This is a genomic window from Paenibacillus sp. J5 (genome assembly GCF_054955055.1).
In genome coordinates this window covers 147,268-162,950 of record NZ_JBUEDD010000006.1, presented here as the reverse complement: position 1 = coordinate 162,950, position 15,683 = coordinate 147,268, and the positions used below count along the sequence as shown (strand labels likewise).

Annotated in this window: 19 protein-coding genes; 4 read left to right on the top strand and 15 right to left on the bottom strand. The window is 54.2% G+C overall.

The genetic code is table 11. The features are described 5' to 3' along the window. Positions 1-135 precede the first annotated feature (135 nt). Positions 136-528: a DUF2500 domain-containing protein gene (locus tag ACY1JZ_RS13135; protein ID WP_270172653.1), complete on the top strand. Its 393-nt coding sequence runs from the start codon at positions 136-138 to the stop codon at positions 526-528. 90 nt (positions 529-618) lie between these two features. Here the strand turns inward: ACY1JZ_RS13135 and ACY1JZ_RS13130 are convergent, their stop codons facing one another. The 15 genes from ACY1JZ_RS13130 to ACY1JZ_RS13060 all read right to left on the bottom strand — a co-directional run bounded on the left by ACY1JZ_RS13130 (position 619) and on the right by ACY1JZ_RS13060 (position 11,400). Further along, positions 619-1,311 carry a PspA/IM30 family protein gene (locus ACY1JZ_RS13130; protein ID WP_270165918.1) on the bottom strand — a complete coding sequence of 231 codons (693 nt, stop codon included), beginning with the start codon at positions 1,309-1,311 and terminating at the stop codon, positions 619-621. A 5-nt stretch (positions 1,312-1,316) separates the two neighbouring features. Then, positions 1,317-1,700 carry a PspC domain-containing protein gene (locus ACY1JZ_RS13125; RefSeq protein ID WP_462629541.1) on the bottom strand — a complete coding sequence of 128 codons (384 nt, stop codon included), beginning with the start codon at positions 1,698-1,700 and terminating at the stop codon, positions 1,317-1,319. 29 nt (positions 1,701-1,729) lie between these two features. Continuing rightward, positions 1,730-2,404 carry a PspA/IM30 family protein gene (locus tag ACY1JZ_RS13120; protein WP_270165922.1) on the bottom strand — a complete coding sequence of 225 codons (675 nt, stop codon included), beginning with the start codon at positions 2,402-2,404 and terminating at the stop codon, positions 1,730-1,732. An 82-nt stretch (positions 2,405-2,486) separates the two neighbouring features. Further along, positions 2,487-2,777, bottom strand: a complete 291-nt coding sequence (locus tag ACY1JZ_RS13115; protein WP_270165924.1) for a hypothetical protein — start codon at positions 2,775-2,777, stop codon at positions 2,487-2,489. A 286-nt stretch (positions 2,778-3,063) separates the two neighbouring features. Further along, positions 3,064-4,131: a polysaccharide deacetylase family protein gene (locus ACY1JZ_RS13110; RefSeq protein ID WP_462629540.1), complete on the bottom strand. Its 1,068-nt coding sequence runs from the start codon at positions 4,129-4,131 to the stop codon at positions 3,064-3,066. A gap of 362 nt (positions 4,132-4,493) precedes the next feature. Continuing rightward, positions 4,494-5,156: a response regulator transcription factor gene (locus tag ACY1JZ_RS13105; protein ID WP_462629539.1), complete on the bottom strand. Its 663-nt coding sequence runs from the start codon at positions 5,154-5,156 to the stop codon at positions 4,494-4,496. Between the two features lie 3 nt (positions 5,157-5,159). Further along, complete coding sequence (locus ACY1JZ_RS13100; RefSeq protein ID WP_270165927.1) at positions 5,160-6,158, bottom strand: sensor histidine kinase; 999 nt, start codon at positions 6,156-6,158, stop codon at positions 5,160-5,162. A 100-nt stretch (positions 6,159-6,258) separates the two neighbouring features. Then, positions 6,259-6,954 carry a PspA/IM30 family protein gene (locus ACY1JZ_RS13095; RefSeq protein ID WP_462629538.1) on the bottom strand — a complete coding sequence of 232 codons (696 nt, stop codon included), beginning with the start codon at positions 6,952-6,954 and terminating at the stop codon, positions 6,259-6,261. A gap of 1 nt (position 6,955) precedes the next feature. Beyond that, positions 6,956-7,411, bottom strand: coding sequence for a PspC domain-containing protein (locus tag ACY1JZ_RS13090; protein WP_462629537.1), 456 nt, complete (start codon positions 7,409-7,411; stop codon positions 6,956-6,958). A gap of 7 nt (positions 7,412-7,418) precedes the next feature. Further along, positions 7,419-8,093: a PspA/IM30 family protein gene (locus tag ACY1JZ_RS13085; protein WP_462629536.1), complete on the bottom strand. Its 675-nt coding sequence runs from the start codon at positions 8,091-8,093 to the stop codon at positions 7,419-7,421. A 23-nt stretch (positions 8,094-8,116) separates the two neighbouring features. After that, a complete protein-coding gene (locus tag ACY1JZ_RS13080; RefSeq protein ID WP_270165931.1) occupies positions 8,117-8,410 on the bottom strand; it encodes a LiaF transmembrane domain-containing protein in 294 nt (97 codons plus the stop codon). 247 nt (positions 8,411-8,657) lie between these two features. Beyond that, positions 8,658-9,395 carry a twin-arginine translocase subunit TatC gene (gene tatC, locus ACY1JZ_RS13075; protein WP_462629687.1) on the bottom strand — a complete coding sequence of 246 codons (738 nt, stop codon included), beginning with the start codon at positions 9,393-9,395 and terminating at the stop codon, positions 8,658-8,660. Between the two features lie 334 nt (positions 9,396-9,729). Next, the gene (gene tatA / locus ACY1JZ_RS13070) at positions 9,730-9,960 is read right to left on the bottom strand and encodes a twin-arginine translocase TatA/TatE family subunit (protein WP_270165932.1); all 231 of its coding nucleotides are present in this window, start codon (positions 9,958-9,960) and stop codon (positions 9,730-9,732) included. 215 nt (positions 9,961-10,175) lie between these two features. After that, on the bottom strand, positions 10,176-10,661 hold the full coding sequence (locus ACY1JZ_RS13065; protein WP_270165933.1) for a MogA/MoaB family molybdenum cofactor biosynthesis protein: 486 nt from the start codon (positions 10,659-10,661) through the stop codon (positions 10,176-10,178). 115 nt (positions 10,662-10,776) lie between these two features. Beyond that, positions 10,777-11,400, bottom strand: a complete 624-nt coding sequence (locus ACY1JZ_RS13060; RefSeq protein WP_270165934.1) for a 5-formyltetrahydrofolate cyclo-ligase — start codon at positions 11,398-11,400, stop codon at positions 10,777-10,779. A gap of 146 nt (positions 11,401-11,546) precedes the next feature. Here ACY1JZ_RS13060 and ACY1JZ_RS13055 point away from each other — a divergent pair, with 146 nt between their 5' ends. From ACY1JZ_RS13055 to ACY1JZ_RS13045, 3 genes are all read left to right on the top strand, one after another. Next, a complete protein-coding gene (locus ACY1JZ_RS13055; protein ID WP_270165935.1) occupies positions 11,547-13,487 on the top strand; it encodes an ABC-F family ATP-binding cassette domain-containing protein in 1,941 nt (646 codons plus the stop codon). 629 nt (positions 13,488-14,116) lie between these two features. Continuing rightward, a complete protein-coding gene (locus ACY1JZ_RS13050) occupies positions 14,117-14,542 on the top strand; it encodes a hypothetical protein (protein WP_462629535.1) in 426 nt (141 codons plus the stop codon). Then, positions 14,539-15,615 (top strand): phosphodiester glycosidase family protein, encoded by a 1,077-nt coding sequence (locus tag ACY1JZ_RS13045; RefSeq protein ID WP_462629534.1) that lies wholly within the window; start codon positions 14,539-14,541, stop codon positions 15,613-15,615. The genes ACY1JZ_RS13050 and ACY1JZ_RS13045 overlap by 4 nt, the downstream gene beginning before the upstream one ends. The last annotated feature ends 68 nt before the right edge of the window (positions 15,616-15,683 follow it).

Below are 15,683 nucleotides of genomic sequence, written 5' to 3'. Positions count from 1 at the left end.
AACGTGCAAAATGAGGGGCTGCTGATCGTTCCTGCAACGTTTCTCTCCTTAGTTCCGTATAGTATGTAGATCGTCGCTAGAAAAAGACAGAAATGGAGGAGAGAGAATTTGTCAGGATTTGGTGCACCTTCGTTCATGCCAGGGGGCGGGGACTTTCTATTCGAGCTTGTTCCGATTCTTATTGTGATCGGATTCATAGTCATCATCGGCATTATCGTTATGAACGGCGCCCGTTATGTGAAGAACGCCCGCTCTCCGCGGGAGTCCAGCTACGCGCGTATCGTTGCCAAGCGGACAGAAGTACAGCATACCACCAACCATAACCATCATCAGGATGGGTCCATGCATCCGACGCATTCCTCGCGTACTTATTACTATATTACGTTGGAATTCGATAACGGGGATCGCCGGGAATATCTCGATGTGAAGCAGCTTTACGGACTTGTGGTCGAAGGCGATCAAGGCTATGCCTCTACTCAAGGTGAATGGATCGTCGCCTTTGAACGGGAACGTATGCCGCAACAGTAGTCGCGGTACGCAGCAGAGCAGCCCCCCAATGTCCTCGGGGGGCTGCTTATATGATGGGGGCGTTGCGGCTGCCTTGCAGCCATGCCCCTCTTATTCGGCTTGTGTGCCAGCTCCAAGCTTCTGCTTGAGCGCTGCAAGCTGCTCATCCACCTGTACCTGCTTGAGCGGATCACGAGCCGCCGCCGGGGCAGTCGGGGCATAGGCGCCGCTACCTGGGAAGCGAGCCACCTCGGCCTCAGCCTCCAGTTGCATAATCTTCTCCTCCATCCGCGTGAAGCCACGAACGGCGCTGCCGCCCTCGATATGATGAGTAACGTTCAGTTGAGACAACTGCTGCTTCGCCTTGGCTGCTTGAGCGCGAGCTGCCAGGTCGGTGCGCTTGGCGCGCAGCGCCTGAAGCTGTGCCTTCATCTCCTCCAGCTCATCGCGCAGTTGCTGAGCCTGCACCTTGCTCTGCTCATACAGCGAGTAGAACTGCTCGGCCTGCTGATCATAGACCAGCTTCTCCTCCAGTTGCTTGCGAGCCGCCAGCTCATCGCCTGCAATGACCGCTTGCTCGGCACGCTCCTGTGCAGTTGCCGCTCCTTGCACTGCGCCCTCATAACGCTGCTTCATCCGCTTCTCGTTCGCCATCTGCTTGGCAACGGTAACCTCCGCCTCACGAACCTCTGCTTCCATGTCACGTACATATTGGTTCAGCATCATGACCGGATCTTCCATCTTATCCAATACCTCGTTCAGCGAAGCTCTTGTCATATCCTTCATCCGTTTGAAAATGCTCATTGTCCTCATTCTCCCTTCTCGTATTGTGCAACCTTCGCACGATAATGATCCAATTCCTTACGCAACTGCGCTTTCTCCAAGTCATTCATCATTGCATCTGTAGTCGGAGCCTGATGCGGAGCACCCCCATAGTTTCCGGCGGCTGGCCCGCTTCCCCAATGATTCCAGCCTGCACCGCCCATCCCGTAGCTGTCAGCGTACAACCGCTCCTTCGGCATAACGGCCGCGCAGATCAGATAGATCAGCAGCAGCGTTCCAGCGCTGAACAAGCAACCGACTGCAAGCACTACCCGCAGCAGCGTAGCATCAAATGCATACCGTTTTGCTAAGCCGCCGCAGACACCGAGCAGCATTCGATCCGTATTCGACCGATATAGATGATTCGTCATCCCGTTCTCTCCCCTCTTCGTCTATCCAATCACTGATCTAAATTCAGCTTCTGCTTCAGGCGTTCCAACTCCATATCCACCTGCGGCTGCTGTTCAGGGCTTAGCCGCATGGCATAGGTACCGTCCCGTTCCTGCTGCCTCAACTGACGAAGGCTCTGCGCCTCCAGCTCCTGATCGGTGAGGCGATCCTCCAGCCTGCGGAACATCCCCTCTGTTCCAGGTCCACCGAGCGCGGCACTGCGCTGCGCCATACGCTGCTGCAATCGTAGCGACTCCATCCTTGCCATATAATAGCTGCGCTTGCTTGCCGCCTCATCATACTCGCTCTTGAGCTCTGCAAGCCGATTCTCCAGCTCGACCAGCGTCCCCTTGCTCTGCTCATACAGTTCCTTATATTGCGCTGAACGCTCATCATGCATCGTCTTATCCAGCAGCGCCGAGCGCGCTGCATCCTCTGCACCGGCCTGAAGCGCCGTCATCGCCTGCTGCTCCCTGCGTTCCTTTTGCGCCTCCTCCTGAAGCCATTGTCGCTTCAGTTGGAGGGCATGAGTGGTACATTCGCGATAGAGCTGCTCCGCCTTCACCAGCTCCTCCTTGGTGCTATTCAGAAACCGGTCGATCATCTTCACCGGGTCCTCGGCTTTGTCCAGCCGATCATTCAAGGTGGCGATTGTCATATCCCGAACTCTGCGCATTAAGCTCATTAGCCTGCCTCCATCTCTACTTCACGTATTGGTTCGTATCGTTGCCAGCTACCGGTCAACAGCAACTGGCATGCTTCGTTTATTAATATCTTTTCCCCCGGAACAGCGAGATACCCCACATAATCAGCAGCACTGCCAAAATGAAGAAGATAACCTTCGACAGCTTGGCGATCAGCAGCAAACCTCCGACTGCCATGAATGCTCCGCCAATCACATGATTGTTGTTCCTCCAGCCAATCACCCCGACCCCGACCAGCAACAATGGGAACAGGAGACTGAACAGCCAACCGATCGTCACGCCGATGATGGGGAGCAAAATCCACAATCCCACTACCGCGAGCAATATTCCGAGCCATGTTCTTTCTCTCATCATTTCCTTCACCGCCTTTCGAATCCGTTTCTCATTTGCTTATGTACTTATTGTAGAATGAATTCACAATTGGCAGAACAGACCTGCGGCGGTTTTTCAACCTAGCTTTAGGTCGGGGTTTGGGCTGACCTTAAGGCGGAGTTATGTCCCCAAAGACCTCATTCAGCCGCGAAAACCATCGCCACAGACTATTACAGCCGCCTTGCCCTGCTGGACTCAGCATTGGACAAAGCGGCTGTAAATGTTTTGACTATAGCATGAATGCCCTGTGCATACTCGAATTCGTCTTCTAATGAATCTCCAGATAATCTAGATAGGCATCCCAGGTCCCGTTATCGGCGGTAACGATCAGCTCAATCTCCTGATTGCCGGTGCCGTGGCTGACGTTATTCAGGGTATAGACTGCGGGAGAGGAGCCGCCAAAGTAGAAGGTTCCCTTCAACTGACCTCCGATTCGCAAGTCAACTCTAGCCATATTTGCATTATTAGAAGCACCCCGAAGGGAGAAGTTATGGGTACCCAATCCAAAATATTGTGTGAATTTAACCGAGTCACCGTTGGCATACAAGGCAACACCACTAAAAGGCGAGCTAATATTGGAGGCGTAGGTGCCGCTTTTGGTCATTTGCTCGGCTTCAATTCTCGTTGCGGTGCCGGGGGGATTGGAGGAGCCGCCATCAGGAGCGACCGCCCGCCCCGTTGACGGAGAGATCATGCCCGCACAAAGACCGCGATTTTTCAGGTTTTGGGCGATCTGTGGAATGGCCCGAATCGTATTTTGAAACTGCTCATGCAGCAGCATGACATCTCCGTTTTGCAGCCGGTTTGCCGCGGCAGCGATCTGAGCGGTGGACGCTCCGTTCCAATCCAGGGAATCGACATTCCATAGCACCTCGGTCAGACCATTCTGGCTGATGACGGATCGCAGCGTTCCATTCGTAGCCCCATAAGGAGGGCGGAACAGCTTGGGAGCGCTTCCAGTTATCGACTGAATCGTTTGCTGTGTCTGTGTGATTTCCGATGCCATCTGTGCGCTGCTCATTGATGTCATGTTGGGATGGGTAAAGGAGTGGTTGCCAATCCACATCCCGGCCGCCACCTGATCTCGCACCAGTGCTGGATGATTTTGCGCATTTCGACCGATATTGAATAGTGTAGCCCGCAACCCGGCTTGCTTAAGAGCATTCAGCAGATTCGTGGTATTGCCTGGGCTTGGCCCATCATCAAAGGTAAGCGCAACGTAGCCATTAGGACAGTTGGCGTCGGCCGCCTGTACGATTGGCGATACCGGGATCGCCAGCAGGGAGCTGAATAAGGTCAGCATAATGCCGCCTTTTAACAATGTAGATTTCAACATAAACATCCTCCTCATTCATTTGTTCATCGTTCTATAACAATATCGTTGCTCTCATCACTCCGATACCGGCTGTTATATCTGTACTTGTGCAGGTGTCGCCTCATCTCCCTTCAGCTTGATCTTTCACCACAAGAATACGCTTTCATTTCATAGCGCTCACCCGTAAATTGAATGCTGTGAGACGATTATAGTATACATGAACGTCGCGAATTATTAAATAAAAATTTACACAAATGAAAAAAGACGGCAAACTCAGCCGTCTTGCTCGCTTGATAGAATAATACAGGTCACCCAGCTCTACGCGTCTCTCAGCTAAACCCGCCCAGAGCGGCTACAGCCGCTAACCTCTAACGGACGTCTACCTACTCCGCTAACCCATGCTTGTGGGCATAAATGGCCGCTTGAGTACGATCCTCCACACCCAGCTTGGAGAAGATGTTGGTAATATGATACTTCACCGTCTTGATACCAATGAACAGCTCGTCGGCGATCTCCTGATTGGACTTGCCCTCCGCAAGTCGGCACAGCACCTCCATCTCCCGATCCGTCAAATCCTCATGCGCCAGCTTCTGCTTCGGCGTCTGCGGCTGGCGGAAGCGATTCATCATCTTGGCCGCCACCTGCGACTCCAGCACCGATTGCCCGCGCGCCGCTGCGCGGATCGCATCGGCAATCTCGCTTGCACGGGAGGTCTTAAGCAGATAGCTGAAGGCGCCTGCCTCAATGACCGGATACATCTTGCTGTCGTCAATGTAGCTTGTCAATACGATGACCTTACATTCCGGGTACAGCTCCAGCAGACGACGGGTCGTCTCTACGCCATCCATCCCCTCCATGACCAGATCCATGAGAACAATGTCCGGTCGATACGCCTGAGCCATCCGTATGCCGTCCTGGCCGTTGCTGGCTTCCCCGACCACCTCAATGCCATCCTCTGTATCCAACACAGCCGCCAGACCGATTCGCACCATCTCATGATCGTCGACCAATAGCACTTTAATCGGTTGCTCGATCTCCATCTCCATCGTCTATTCGCTTCCCCTCTCATCGGTCAGAACCGGTATCCAGATTTCGATGGTCGTTCCCTCTCCCGGAGCAGAACGAAGCTCCATCGTACCGCCCATCTCGTGAACGCGCTCCTCCATCGTCAGCAAGCCGTAGGAGGTCTGCTTTTTGTCCTCCAGATCAAAGCCTACGCCATTGTCCCTCAACAGCAGATGAATCTGCTTGCCATAACGAAGGAGTCTAATCTCCATCGCTGTGGCGCGAGCGTGGCGCAATGTATTCGACAACGCCTCCTGAACGATTCGGAACAAGTGATCCTCCGCATCTGTCATCAGATGAATCGTCGGATCATACTCCAGTTGGATGTCCATGGCCACCTTCTGCTTCAGCTCATCCAGCAGCGCTCCCAGCGCCTGTCCAAGATTCTTCCCGTCCAGATGAATCGGGCGCAGATGAAGCAGCAAGGCGCGCATCTCGGATTGAGCTACGGAGGCCATCTCCTCAATCAGCTCCACTTGGCGACGGGCCCGCTCGAAGTCCTTGTCGAGTGTTCGGCCTACCGCTGTCGCCGTCATCGAGATGGCGAATAGCTGCTGACTGACTGCATCATGGAGCTCGCGCGCGAGACGCTGCCGCTCCTCGATGACCGCCGTGAATTTAACCTTCTCTTTCCATATCTTATTTTCCTCCTGCTGGGCATCATCCTCGCCACCATCTCCATTCAGCAGCGTGACCGCCCTGAAGCCACGGGCTTGATTCTCGGCCAGCTTCCGCACTGCCTCACGCAGCCTCCTGCTCTGGAGGTAGCTGTACACCGCCCCTGCCAGCAGAGCCACCCCGATCACAGCCAGCCCGATGATTGCGGCCTTTCCTTTAAGGAGCTGGAACCAGCTCAGATAGCCCATGGCCTGAAGCACGAGCACGAGCAACCCCATAATGACAAGCAGCCACAGCAGGGTCTCGATCGTCTGCCTGCTCAGACGTAAGCTGCGCTTGTCCTCCTCAGGCTTCTTGTCCGACATTTATGAGCCTCCCCTATACAGTGTGAAAGACAAGCCGTACATACCTGTGGCGCCCCTTGGCAGGAGCGCCCCAATTCGGTATCCGGCTTGCCTCAGCTTCTTATTCTTCTGTCTTGGTCAGAGTTGGAGCAGGAGGAACAACTCTCGCCTTCAAGGCTGCTAATTGCTCATCGACCTGCAGCCTCTTCTCCAGATCTGCTGCACTGGCACTTGGCCTGGAATATACCCCTGGAGCGCGCATCACATCGGCCTCGGCTTCCAACTGCATAATCTTCTCTTCCATCCGGCTAAAGCCGCGGGTAGCATTGCCCGACTCGATCGAATGCGGCCCCAGCTTCGACATCTGCTTCTTCGCCTTGGCCATCTGGGCACGGGCGGCCAGCTCGTTGCGCTTGTTGCGCAACTGGTAGAACTCTTCCTTCATGCCATGCAGTTGATTCATCAGATCATCCGCCTGACCCTTCGCCTCTGCATGCAGATCGCCATATTCAGCAATCTTCTGATCGAAATAGATTTTCTCCTCCAGCAGCTTGCGCGCTAGCTCCTCATGCCCGGAGCGAATCGCTTGCTCCGCTTTGCTCTCCCGATCCATCGCACTGCGCGCCGCCTCTTCATAGCGCTGTCTCATCCGGCGCTCATTGGCCATTTGCTTCGCCACCGTCACCTCTGCCTGATGAATCTCCGCTTCCATATCCCGCAAATATTGATTCAACATGACGACCGGATCTTCAATTTTATCCAGCATCTCGTGCAGAGAGGCCTTTGTCATATCCTTCATCCGTTTAAAGATACTCATATTATTTGTCCTCCTTTTCTTTCTCAAGCTTTGACAATTTGGCGCGGAGCTCATCTAGCTCACGGCGCATCGCTTTCTTCTCAATATCATTCATCATATCGTCCAGGGGGGAGCTGGACTTGCCAGATGGAGGAGTCTGCTGCCAGCCAGGGTTCCCCGACGGGCCATGACCCGGATTGTAGTAGCCTTGATCGGACGTGCCGCCAGAATAGGGACCACTGTTGAAGTTGCCACCGTAGCCTCCGCCTCCGTATCCCCGATGATCGTAGTAAGGCGGCTCCTTAGGCACAACCATGCCTGCCAATATATAGATGAGGATCAATCCTCCGCTTGAAAAAATAGCCCCGACAATAAACAGCACCCTCAGCAATGTAGCGTCAATATTGAGCATTTCCGCTACGCCGCCGCATAATCCGAGCAGTTTCTTATCCCGGTTGGAGCGGTATAACTTCTTCATGGCGCGTTCATCCTTTCTGATCTAGCTTGCGTTTAAGCTGCTCTAGCTCATATTCAATCGAGGATTGGAGCCCCGACTGAACCTCGTTCATCAGTTGCTTGCCAGCGCGGCGCAGGTCACGCAGGCTGCCCGCCTCATACTCCATGCCGCTGATGCGCTCCTCCAGCCTTCTGAACATGCTGTCCGGCCCTTGAGCAGCACCGGAGGCGGAGGCGTAACGAGCGTTCATCCGCTGCTGCAGCCTTAGCGATTCCATACGGGCTGAGTAATACTCGCGCTTATCATATACGACCTGGTACTCGCTGCGAAGCTCCTGCAGATGCTCCTCCAGCTCATCGATATTTTGCCGGCTCTCTTCATAGAGCTCCTTATATTGGACAGCCCGCTGATCATGCGAATGCTTCTCCTGCAATGCGAGACGAGCAATCTGCTCCTCGCCAGCCTTCAATGCGGTAATCGCCTGCTGCTCGCGCTTCTCCTTCTGCTGCTCGGCCTGAAGCCATTGCTCCCGCAGATGGTTGCCATGCGAGTTGTATTGCTGGTAGAGGCGCTCGGCGTGAATGATTTCTTCCCGTGTGGACCATAGGAATTGGTCAATCAGCCGTACCGGATCTTCTGCCTTCTCCAGCCGCTCGTTCAACGTTGCCAATGTAATGTCACGTACCCGTCGAATTATGCTCATTGCTTAACCTCCATCCTCTCGAACTAATAGGCTCTGTTTTTATTGTTCACCAGATATACACCTAATGCGATCAGCCCAATAGCCGCTCCCACGAGCAGCAAGCCGTGCAGCTTCGACATCAGCATCAACACACCGAGGACAACCATTGCCGTGCCGACAAACCGTTTGTCATTGCGAAGTCCGATCGCTCCCAGTCCGATCAGAACAAACGGGAAGATCAGCCCGAAGACCGGTGCAAGCGAGACGCCAATTGTCTTGAAGGCGAACAATCCGCCTAGCACCACCAATATAACCCCCAACAGCGTTTTACCGTTCATTTATTCACCGCCTCTCATGATCCGTTTCCGTTGCGCCATACTCATCAACCTTATGTCCTTATTGTAGATCGGACAGCGCAAATTCAAAACAGACTTGCGGCGGTTTCTCACCTAGACCTAAGTCGGGGAGGGCAGACAGTCTCAAGCCGGGAGCGATATCCGGGCGAATACCGCTTCATTTGCCGGTCTCAACAAGAAAGAGGCGGCTCTTATCCCCACAGCCTTCGCCGCGACACAAGAACACGCCTCATGAACCATACTCTTCTTCCCACTTGGCCTGCTCCTCCAGTTGCTTCCTATAGACGATCGACGACAGATACACGCTGAATTCATACAAGATGATTAGCGGTATGGCGACCATCAAGTCGGATATAACATCAGGCGGAGTGATGAGCGTTCCTGTAAGCACCATAACAAAATAGGCAATCCTGCGCATCTTTCGCAGACGAATCGGATTCACAATTCTGAGCCGGGTCAAAAACATAATCACCAGCGGCAGCTCAAACAGCAGTGAGATCGGAACAACGATATTGAACAAGAACGTCAAATATTGAATCACACCATATGTCTCCACCAGATTGAGCTGCTTCGCAACCCCAGTGGTGAAATGGTAAGCCATCGGAAACACAACGAAATACGCAAACGACAGGCCAATCAGGAACATCAACAGTGTAAACGGGATGTATCGCAGCGTGGCCTTTTGCTCATGCTTTCCCAAGCCTGGCTTCACGAACGCCCACATCTGATAAAATGTAAAGGGCAGTGTAAGTATAAGCGAGATGACCATCGCAAATTTCATGTAGATGCCAATGCCGTCCCACAGGGAGAACGTATGCAATGGCATACCGCTCAACGGCTCCTGGCTCATTAAGTAATCATATGCCGGCTTGGCAATAAACAGGCCTGCAACTAGGCCGATTACAAAAACAGACAGCACGGCGATGAGCCGTTTGCGGAGCTCCCCGATATGCTCTAGAACCGACATGGAGCCTTCTTGCCTGCTGGTAGATTCTGCTTCCTGCTGAGCCAAACTGAAAGCTCCCCCTTCCCGTTACCGCAAGCTAGGGCATATCTTCCATCCCGATCAAGTGCAGCCTTCGCCGATTGCCATCCCATGCCGCCCTACTCGCCTCTGGACGTACCCTGGGTACATCTACAAGGAAGCGCAAGGCTCGGAACAGCAATTCGGCAAAAGCTTCTCCCGTCGGAGTCGAAGACACGCCCTAGAAGCGTCTCTTACCCTTCCTCCGGCATAAACTCCTGTTCGTCTCCTGCCTACGCAGCGACTGAGGGATGCCGGCGCAGCTTGTCTTAGCTGCTTAGTCTGGCAGCTTCTTGCTCCCCTGTTCGTCAGTCGTAACTGTATCGATCCGGTTCACTTCCTTGCGCTCAGGCTTCGGGTCGTCCTCCATAATGTCCTTCGCGCCGTTCTTGAACTCGCGCAGCGTCTTGCCGAATGCGCGTCCCAGCTCAGGAAGCTTGTTCGGCCCGAACAACAGTAACGCAACAATGACCAGCAATATAACGCCGGATGCTCCAATACCGCTCACTTGATTTCCTCCTTCATGCGAGTTAACCCGCGGGCCAACCCTGTATGTGTGTACATGCGCATACAGCCACCATGGACGCCAAATGCAGACCATGCCAGCCTCGCAGGACAAATAGCAACAAGGGACTGGGCGGTATCATTCCTCCACAGTCCAAGCATTAGTTCATTATAACATAATGAGGGCAACTGCCATAGTACATTTACCTACAAAAATCGTCATTCCATCGGCTGGCCCGACAACATGCGAAGAGCATGCGGCAACTGATCCATAATCGCCATCAGGCATTCATGTACTCCCTTAGGGGTGCCGGGCAGATTCACGATCAGAGATTGACCTCTGATGCCGCAGATGCTGCGTGTCAGCATATAGCTGCGCGACTTCTGCATCGCGTAGAACCGCATCGCCTCGGCCAGCCCAGGCACCTCGCGATCAATGACCCGCTGTGTAGCCTCCGGTGTCAGATCGCGGGCAGCCAGCCCCGTTCCCCCCGTAGTGAGCACAAGATCCGCCTGATAATAATCTGTCATCTCTATCAGCGCGGCCGTAATCTCGTCCTGTTCATCGGGCACGATCCGGTAATCGACGATGACACCGCCAAGCTCCTCCTCAATCAGCTCCCGAATGACCTGAGCGCTTGTATCCTCGCGCTCTCCGCGCGAGCCTTTGTCGCTAGCAGTCAGTATGGCTACCTTCCATTGCATGAACAACCCCCCTGTCCATTTCATTGAAATCTAAAGGAAGTATAAGCTTCGCGCTTATATCCGGCCCCCATCTACACGCGGCGCGAAGCTTGGTGGCCGCGGACGGTCACCGCCGTCACCCCGCCCAATCGGCCGGGTACGCTCTGCACTCAGTCACGACCGCATCCAGCCGAAGGTCATGAGACTCCAGCGGCAGCATCGCAGGCGCAATGAGCTGTGCTTCGAAGGACAGACCGAGCCAGCGCGGAAGCGGCTGTACTCCCCCGGCGAGCAGCTTGCTGTAGTAGCGATCGTAATAGCCTCCTCCGTACCCAAGGCGCCCGCCCTCCTTGCTGAATGCCAATCCTGGCACCAACACCACATCCGGGATGCGTTCAGGCGGCCAGCGCCAGGCAAGCTTCGGGTCAGGCTCCATAATGCCGTATGCGCCCTGCCGCAGCTCGCTCAGGCTAGTGATCCGGTACAGCTCCATCTCTCTGGAGGGCAGCATGCACCGGGGCGCGGCGACCTCGATGCCGCGCTTCCACGCTCCCTGAATGAGCGGCATCGTATCTACCTCGGAGCGAAAGGATATGTAGACGAGCACAGTGGACGCCTGCATGCGCTCCAGCCCGGTCAATGCCGCAGCACAGGCGGCCTCCGACCATCTGCTTCGCTGCTGTGGAGCAAGACTGTCTCTTATCCCCCCCAACTGACGCCGAAGCTCCTGCTTGCGCCCGTGAACCGCATGATTCTCCATATATTCTGATCTCCAGTAATTTCATGATTAGCTGCTCTTAGTTTACCATTGTTGCGATGGTTTAGCCAACCTGCAGACGAAGCTTATCGCGCTTGGACGCAAATTCATGTACACTGGTATATGACATCTTCAAACGGAGGTTTATTATGCTTCTTCAAGTATCCGACCTATCCAAAAGCTACAGCGTCAACGCTGTTCTATCTCATATTTCATTTCAGATCCAGCCGCGGGATCGCATTGGCCTCGTCGGTGTGAACGGAGCAGGCAAGTCGACGCTGCTCAAGATTATCGCCGGGGAGCTGACGGCTGATTCCGGTACCATCTACAAGGCCAAGGAGACACGACTCGGCTATCTCGCCCAGAACAGCGGTCTGCAATCCTCCCGCTCCATCATCGAGGAGATGCGGGAGGTATTCGCGGATCTGATCCAGACCGAGCGCGAGCTCCGAGAGCTGGAGCAGCAGATTGCCGACCCTGCGCTGCATGACGACGAGCAGCGGTACAACGAGGTGCTCACACGCTACGCCGCACGAACAGACTGGTTCAAGGAGCATGGCGGCTTCGAGATGGAGACCAAGATTCGCAGCGTGCTGCACGGGATGGGCTTTGGCGCCTTCGACCCGGCGACAATCATCTCTACGCTCAGCGGCGGACAGAAGACACGGCTCGCACTCGCTCGCATCCTGCTGCAGGAGCCCGACCTGCTCATGCTGGACGAGCCGACCAACTATCTGGATATTCCAACTCTGACCTGGCTGGAGGACTATCTGCGCGGCTATTCCGGTGCAGTGCTGGTCGTCTCCCATGACCGTTTCTTTCTCGATGCATTGACGACCGCTATTGTTGAGATCGAGCGTCACGCCGCGAAGCGATATACCGGCAATTACAGCCGCTATATCGAGATTAAAGCCAGCGAATACGAAGCAGCTATGAAGCAGTACGAAAAACAGCAGGATGAGATTGCCCGCATGGAGGATTTTATTCAGAAGAACCTCGTGCGCGCCTCCACCACCAAGCGAGCGCAGAGCAGACGCAAGGCGCTGGACAAGCTGGAGCGGATCGACAAGCCGCTCGGAGATCTCAAGAAGGCCAGCTTCGCCTTCCAGATTCAGCGGCAGACCGGCAAGGATGTACTCGATGTGGAGCAGCTTGCGATCACCTTCCCTGGCAGCAGCAGACCTCTGTTTGAGCAGGTCAGCTTTCAATTGAAGCGCGGCGAGACCGTTGCACTGATCGGCCCGAACGGGATGGGCAAGTCCTCCCTGCTCAAGACATTGGTTGGCGAATTGCAGCCTAGTGCCGGTTCTGTCCGCTGGGGAGCGAACGTCAAGCTTGGCTACTATGATCAGGAGCAGACCGGGCTCACCCCGTCCAATACCGTGCTGGAGGAGGTATGGAGCGCCTATCCGCATATGGAGGAGGCTCGCATCCGTACCGTACTCGGCAACTTCCTGTTCAGCGGCGAGGACGTGAAGAAGAAAATCTCGACCCTGAGCGGCGGAGAGAAAGCCCGTGTCTCCCTCTCCAAGCTGATGCTTCTTGAAGCCAATGTGCTGATTCTTGACGAGCCGACAAACCATCTGGATTTGTTCAGCAAGGAGGTACTCGAAGCGGCGCTCATGGATTATGAGGGCACGCTATTCTTCATCTCTCATGACCGTTACTTCCTGAACAAGATGGCTGAGCGGATCGTTGAACTGACACCACAGGGCATGCTTCACTATCTCGGCAATTATGATGAGATGCTGGAGAAGAAGCAGGAGCTGGCAGAGCTGGCTCAGAACGTGGACGATGGCAAAAGAGCACAGCAGGACACCGGCATAAGCGAAGCGCCGGGCAGCTCGCAAGCATCTTATGAGCAAGAGAAGCAGGCCAAGAAGGAGCAGCGGCAGAGACAGCGGCGGCTGGAGCAGTTGGAGCAGAGCATTGCAGAGCTGGAGGAGGAGGTTGGCCAGTTGGAAGAAGAGTTGGCCAAGCCCGAGGTATACCAGGACTATCAGCAAGTCCAACAGTTGCAGACGGACATCGCAGAGAAAAAAGAGCAGCTCGCCCTGTATTACGAGGAATGGGAACAACTGATGGAGTAAATGAAAAAGCCGCGACCCGCGTACTGTGTTCATCCACATGCACGGATCGCGGCTTTTGTTCGTTGATTAGGCAACATGTCAAGCGAATGTTAACTGTGCCCCAGCCACTTTCATTAAGCTATCCACGTTTTCCACATTGTTATCCACAACATGTGACTCGTTTTTTGTCTATTCTGTCGATATTCATCCCATTAAATACATGAATTTTCCGCCACTTTTTTGTCGATAACCGAAATACCCACATTATTCCACAGAATTATCCACATTGTCCACAATTTTAACGCTGTTAATACACTTTTTTTATCCCCAGCATTAATGCCGTTAAAAATTGTGTTTTCCCAAGACTTTCACAGCCTTATCCACAATCGATTAAGGATATGTGGATAACTTTTGTACACAGGCTCGCGATGTTTGTAATGGAGGTGTTAGAGGAAGGTAAAGTCGCTTCATGGTTGTCTGTGACAGAAAACAGACAGGTTGGTGAGGGGCATATGGACGAGGATTGGTCACTTGAGAGCCCGTTCGACGCCTTAGCTGGACTCCAGTTGCCAACGCAACTTTTTGTAATTGCTGGCGTCTAATGGAGTAGTCATTGGGCAATACAAGCAAAGGAGATTTTGTGCATAACCATGAATACCGAATTACAGACGAACACACCACAGGGAACGACGAGAGCAGGACGAGCCTCGCGTAAAGGCTCTGTCTATCTGTTTCTGACGATATGGGTGGTGCTGATCGCCGCAGGAATTGCCGGAACCAAGTGGTATACGGATCAGACGAGACAACAGCTAACCGCCGAGCTGGAGCGACAGACGGCAAGCCAGATCGCACAGATGCAGCAGCACTACGAGGAACGGATTGCAGCCGTCGAGGAGGCCTTCTCCATGGAGATGACCGCACTGGGGAATAAGGTGGATGCCTTGAACGAGCTGCTGACCTTTACGAAGGATAACACGAGCAACAAGACGGATAACAGCAACAAGCTGTATACTCAGATAAATGAAGTGAAGAAAAAGCTCAATGAGCTGCAAAAAAGTCTGGATGTGTTGAAATGATGACCTCCGTCCAGCGACTAAACCGGCTGGCGCTGCTTGCCTGCGCTCCATTCGCAGGTATGGTGGCCTGGCTGTTGTTGTTCCCCTTTGCCATCGAGATTCCATCGAGCGCTTACCCTGTCGCGTCTCCCTATACCGTGGAAGGCATCCGCAGCGGGAGCGTCGCGCTGGAGCGTAATCTGGATGCAGCCGTCGGCACAGCAGAAGCCGTCTCCGCCTCCATGCAGAAGACCGCATGGCTATATAATGAGACGAACAAGGGCATGAAGACGATTGTCGGTATGGCCAGCAAGCAGGCCGATCGGCCTTATGTCATCTATGATGCCCGAATTACGTCCAAGCTGGGCAAGCCGTCTGAGACCGTCAGCACCGACAAGCTGAGGGCGCAGCTATTCTATGTCCGCGCAGAGAACTTCAAGGGCTATGCTCTCAAGGTGAAGCTCAAATCGCAGGAGGCCATCTCGATGACGCTTGGCAAGGACAAATATGGCGGCTCAGAGACGACGCTTGAGGCTGTCAAGCGCTATGGCGCTGTTGCAGGCATCAATGCCGGCGGCTTCGCGGATCAGAAGGGATCGCGCTACCCGCTTAGCACGACCATTGTAGATGGGGAGTATGTGAATGGCTTCGAGCCTTCCTTCTCTGACCTGTTCTTCGTCGGTGTCAACTCCAGGCTGAAGCTCATCGGCGATAATTATTCGACACGGGAGCAGCTCGACAAGGAACAGGCGCTGTTCGGCGCCTCCTTCGTGCCGATCCTGCTCAAGAATGGGCAGAAGCAAGCCATCCCCGCGAAATGGCAGACCAGCCCGCACCGGGCTGCACGTACCGTCATTGCCAATTACAAGGATGATCAGTTGCTGTTTCTGGTCACCGATGCCGCGGATGAGAACGGCCGATCCGGCGCTTCGCTTGCCGAGCTGCAGCTACTGCTTCAGCGCTATGGCGCAGTCGATGCGTATAATCTGGATGGCGGAGGCTCGTCCTCGCTCATCTTCAAGGGCAGAGTCATCAACAAACCATCTGATGGCAATCTGCGCAAGCTGGCTACGAATTTCCTGTTGTTCTCTTGACCAACCAGCGAGCTTAATTGACCTTTCACACCGCGCTCAGCTTCCAGGGGCGCGGTGTTTCTGCCGTC

Coding starts and splice junctions, on each gene's coding strand:
- ACY1JZ_RS13135 (WP_270172653.1), top strand. CDS start 136: ATGCCAGGGGGCGGGGACTTTCTATTCGAGCTTGTTCCGATTCTTATT.
- ACY1JZ_RS13130 (WP_270165918.1), bottom strand. CDS start 1,311: ATGAGCATTTTCAAACGGATGAAGGATATGACAAGAGCTTCGCTGAAC.
- ACY1JZ_RS13125 (WP_462629541.1), bottom strand. CDS start 1,700: ATGACGAATCATCTATATCGGTCGAATACGGATCGAATGCTGCTCGGT.
- ACY1JZ_RS13120 (WP_270165922.1), bottom strand. CDS start 2,404: ATGAGCTTAATGCGCAGAGTTCGGGATATGACAATCGCCACCTTGAAT.
- ACY1JZ_RS13115 (WP_270165924.1), bottom strand. CDS start 2,777: ATGATGAGAGAAAGAACATGGCTCGGAATATTGCTCGCGGTAGTGGGA.
- ACY1JZ_RS13110 (WP_462629540.1), bottom strand. CDS start 4,131: ATGTTGAAATCTACATTGTTAAAAGGCGGCATTATGCTGACCTTATTC.
- ACY1JZ_RS13105 (WP_462629539.1), bottom strand. CDS start 5,156: ATGGAGATGGAGATCGAGCAACCGATTAAAGTGCTATTGGTCGACGAT.
- ACY1JZ_RS13100 (WP_270165927.1), bottom strand. CDS start 6,158: ATGTCGGACAAGAAGCCTGAGGAGGACAAGCGCAGCTTACGTCTGAGC.
- ACY1JZ_RS13095 (WP_462629538.1), bottom strand. CDS start 6,954: ATGAGTATCTTTAAACGGATGAAGGATATGACAAAGGCCTCTCTGCAC.
- ACY1JZ_RS13090 (WP_462629537.1), bottom strand. CDS start 7,411: ATGAAGAAGTTATACCGCTCCAACCGGGATAAGAAACTGCTCGGATTA.
- ACY1JZ_RS13085 (WP_462629536.1), bottom strand. CDS start 8,093: ATGAGCATAATTCGACGGGTACGTGACATTACATTGGCAACGTTGAAC.
- ACY1JZ_RS13080 (WP_270165931.1), bottom strand. CDS start 8,410: ATGAACGGTAAAACGCTGTTGGGGGTTATATTGGTGGTGCTAGGCGGA.
- tatC (WP_462629687.1), bottom strand. CDS start 9,395: ATGTCGGTTCTAGAGCATATCGGGGAGCTCCGCAAACGGCTCATCGCC.
- ACY1JZ_RS13065 (WP_270165933.1), bottom strand. CDS start 10,661: ATGCAATGGAAGGTAGCCATACTGACTGCTAGCGACAAAGGCTCGCGC.
- ACY1JZ_RS13060 (WP_270165934.1), bottom strand. CDS start 11,400: ATGGAGAATCATGCGGTTCACGGGCGCAAGCAGGAGCTTCGGCGTCAG.
- ACY1JZ_RS13055 (WP_270165935.1), top strand. CDS start 11,547: ATGCTTCTTCAAGTATCCGACCTATCCAAAAGCTACAGCGTCAACGCT.
- ACY1JZ_RS13050 (WP_462629535.1), top strand. CDS start 14,117: ATGAATACCGAATTACAGACGAACACACCACAGGGAACGACGAGAGCA.
- ACY1JZ_RS13045 (WP_462629534.1), top strand. CDS start 14,539: ATGATGACCTCCGTCCAGCGACTAAACCGGCTGGCGCTGCTTGCCTGC.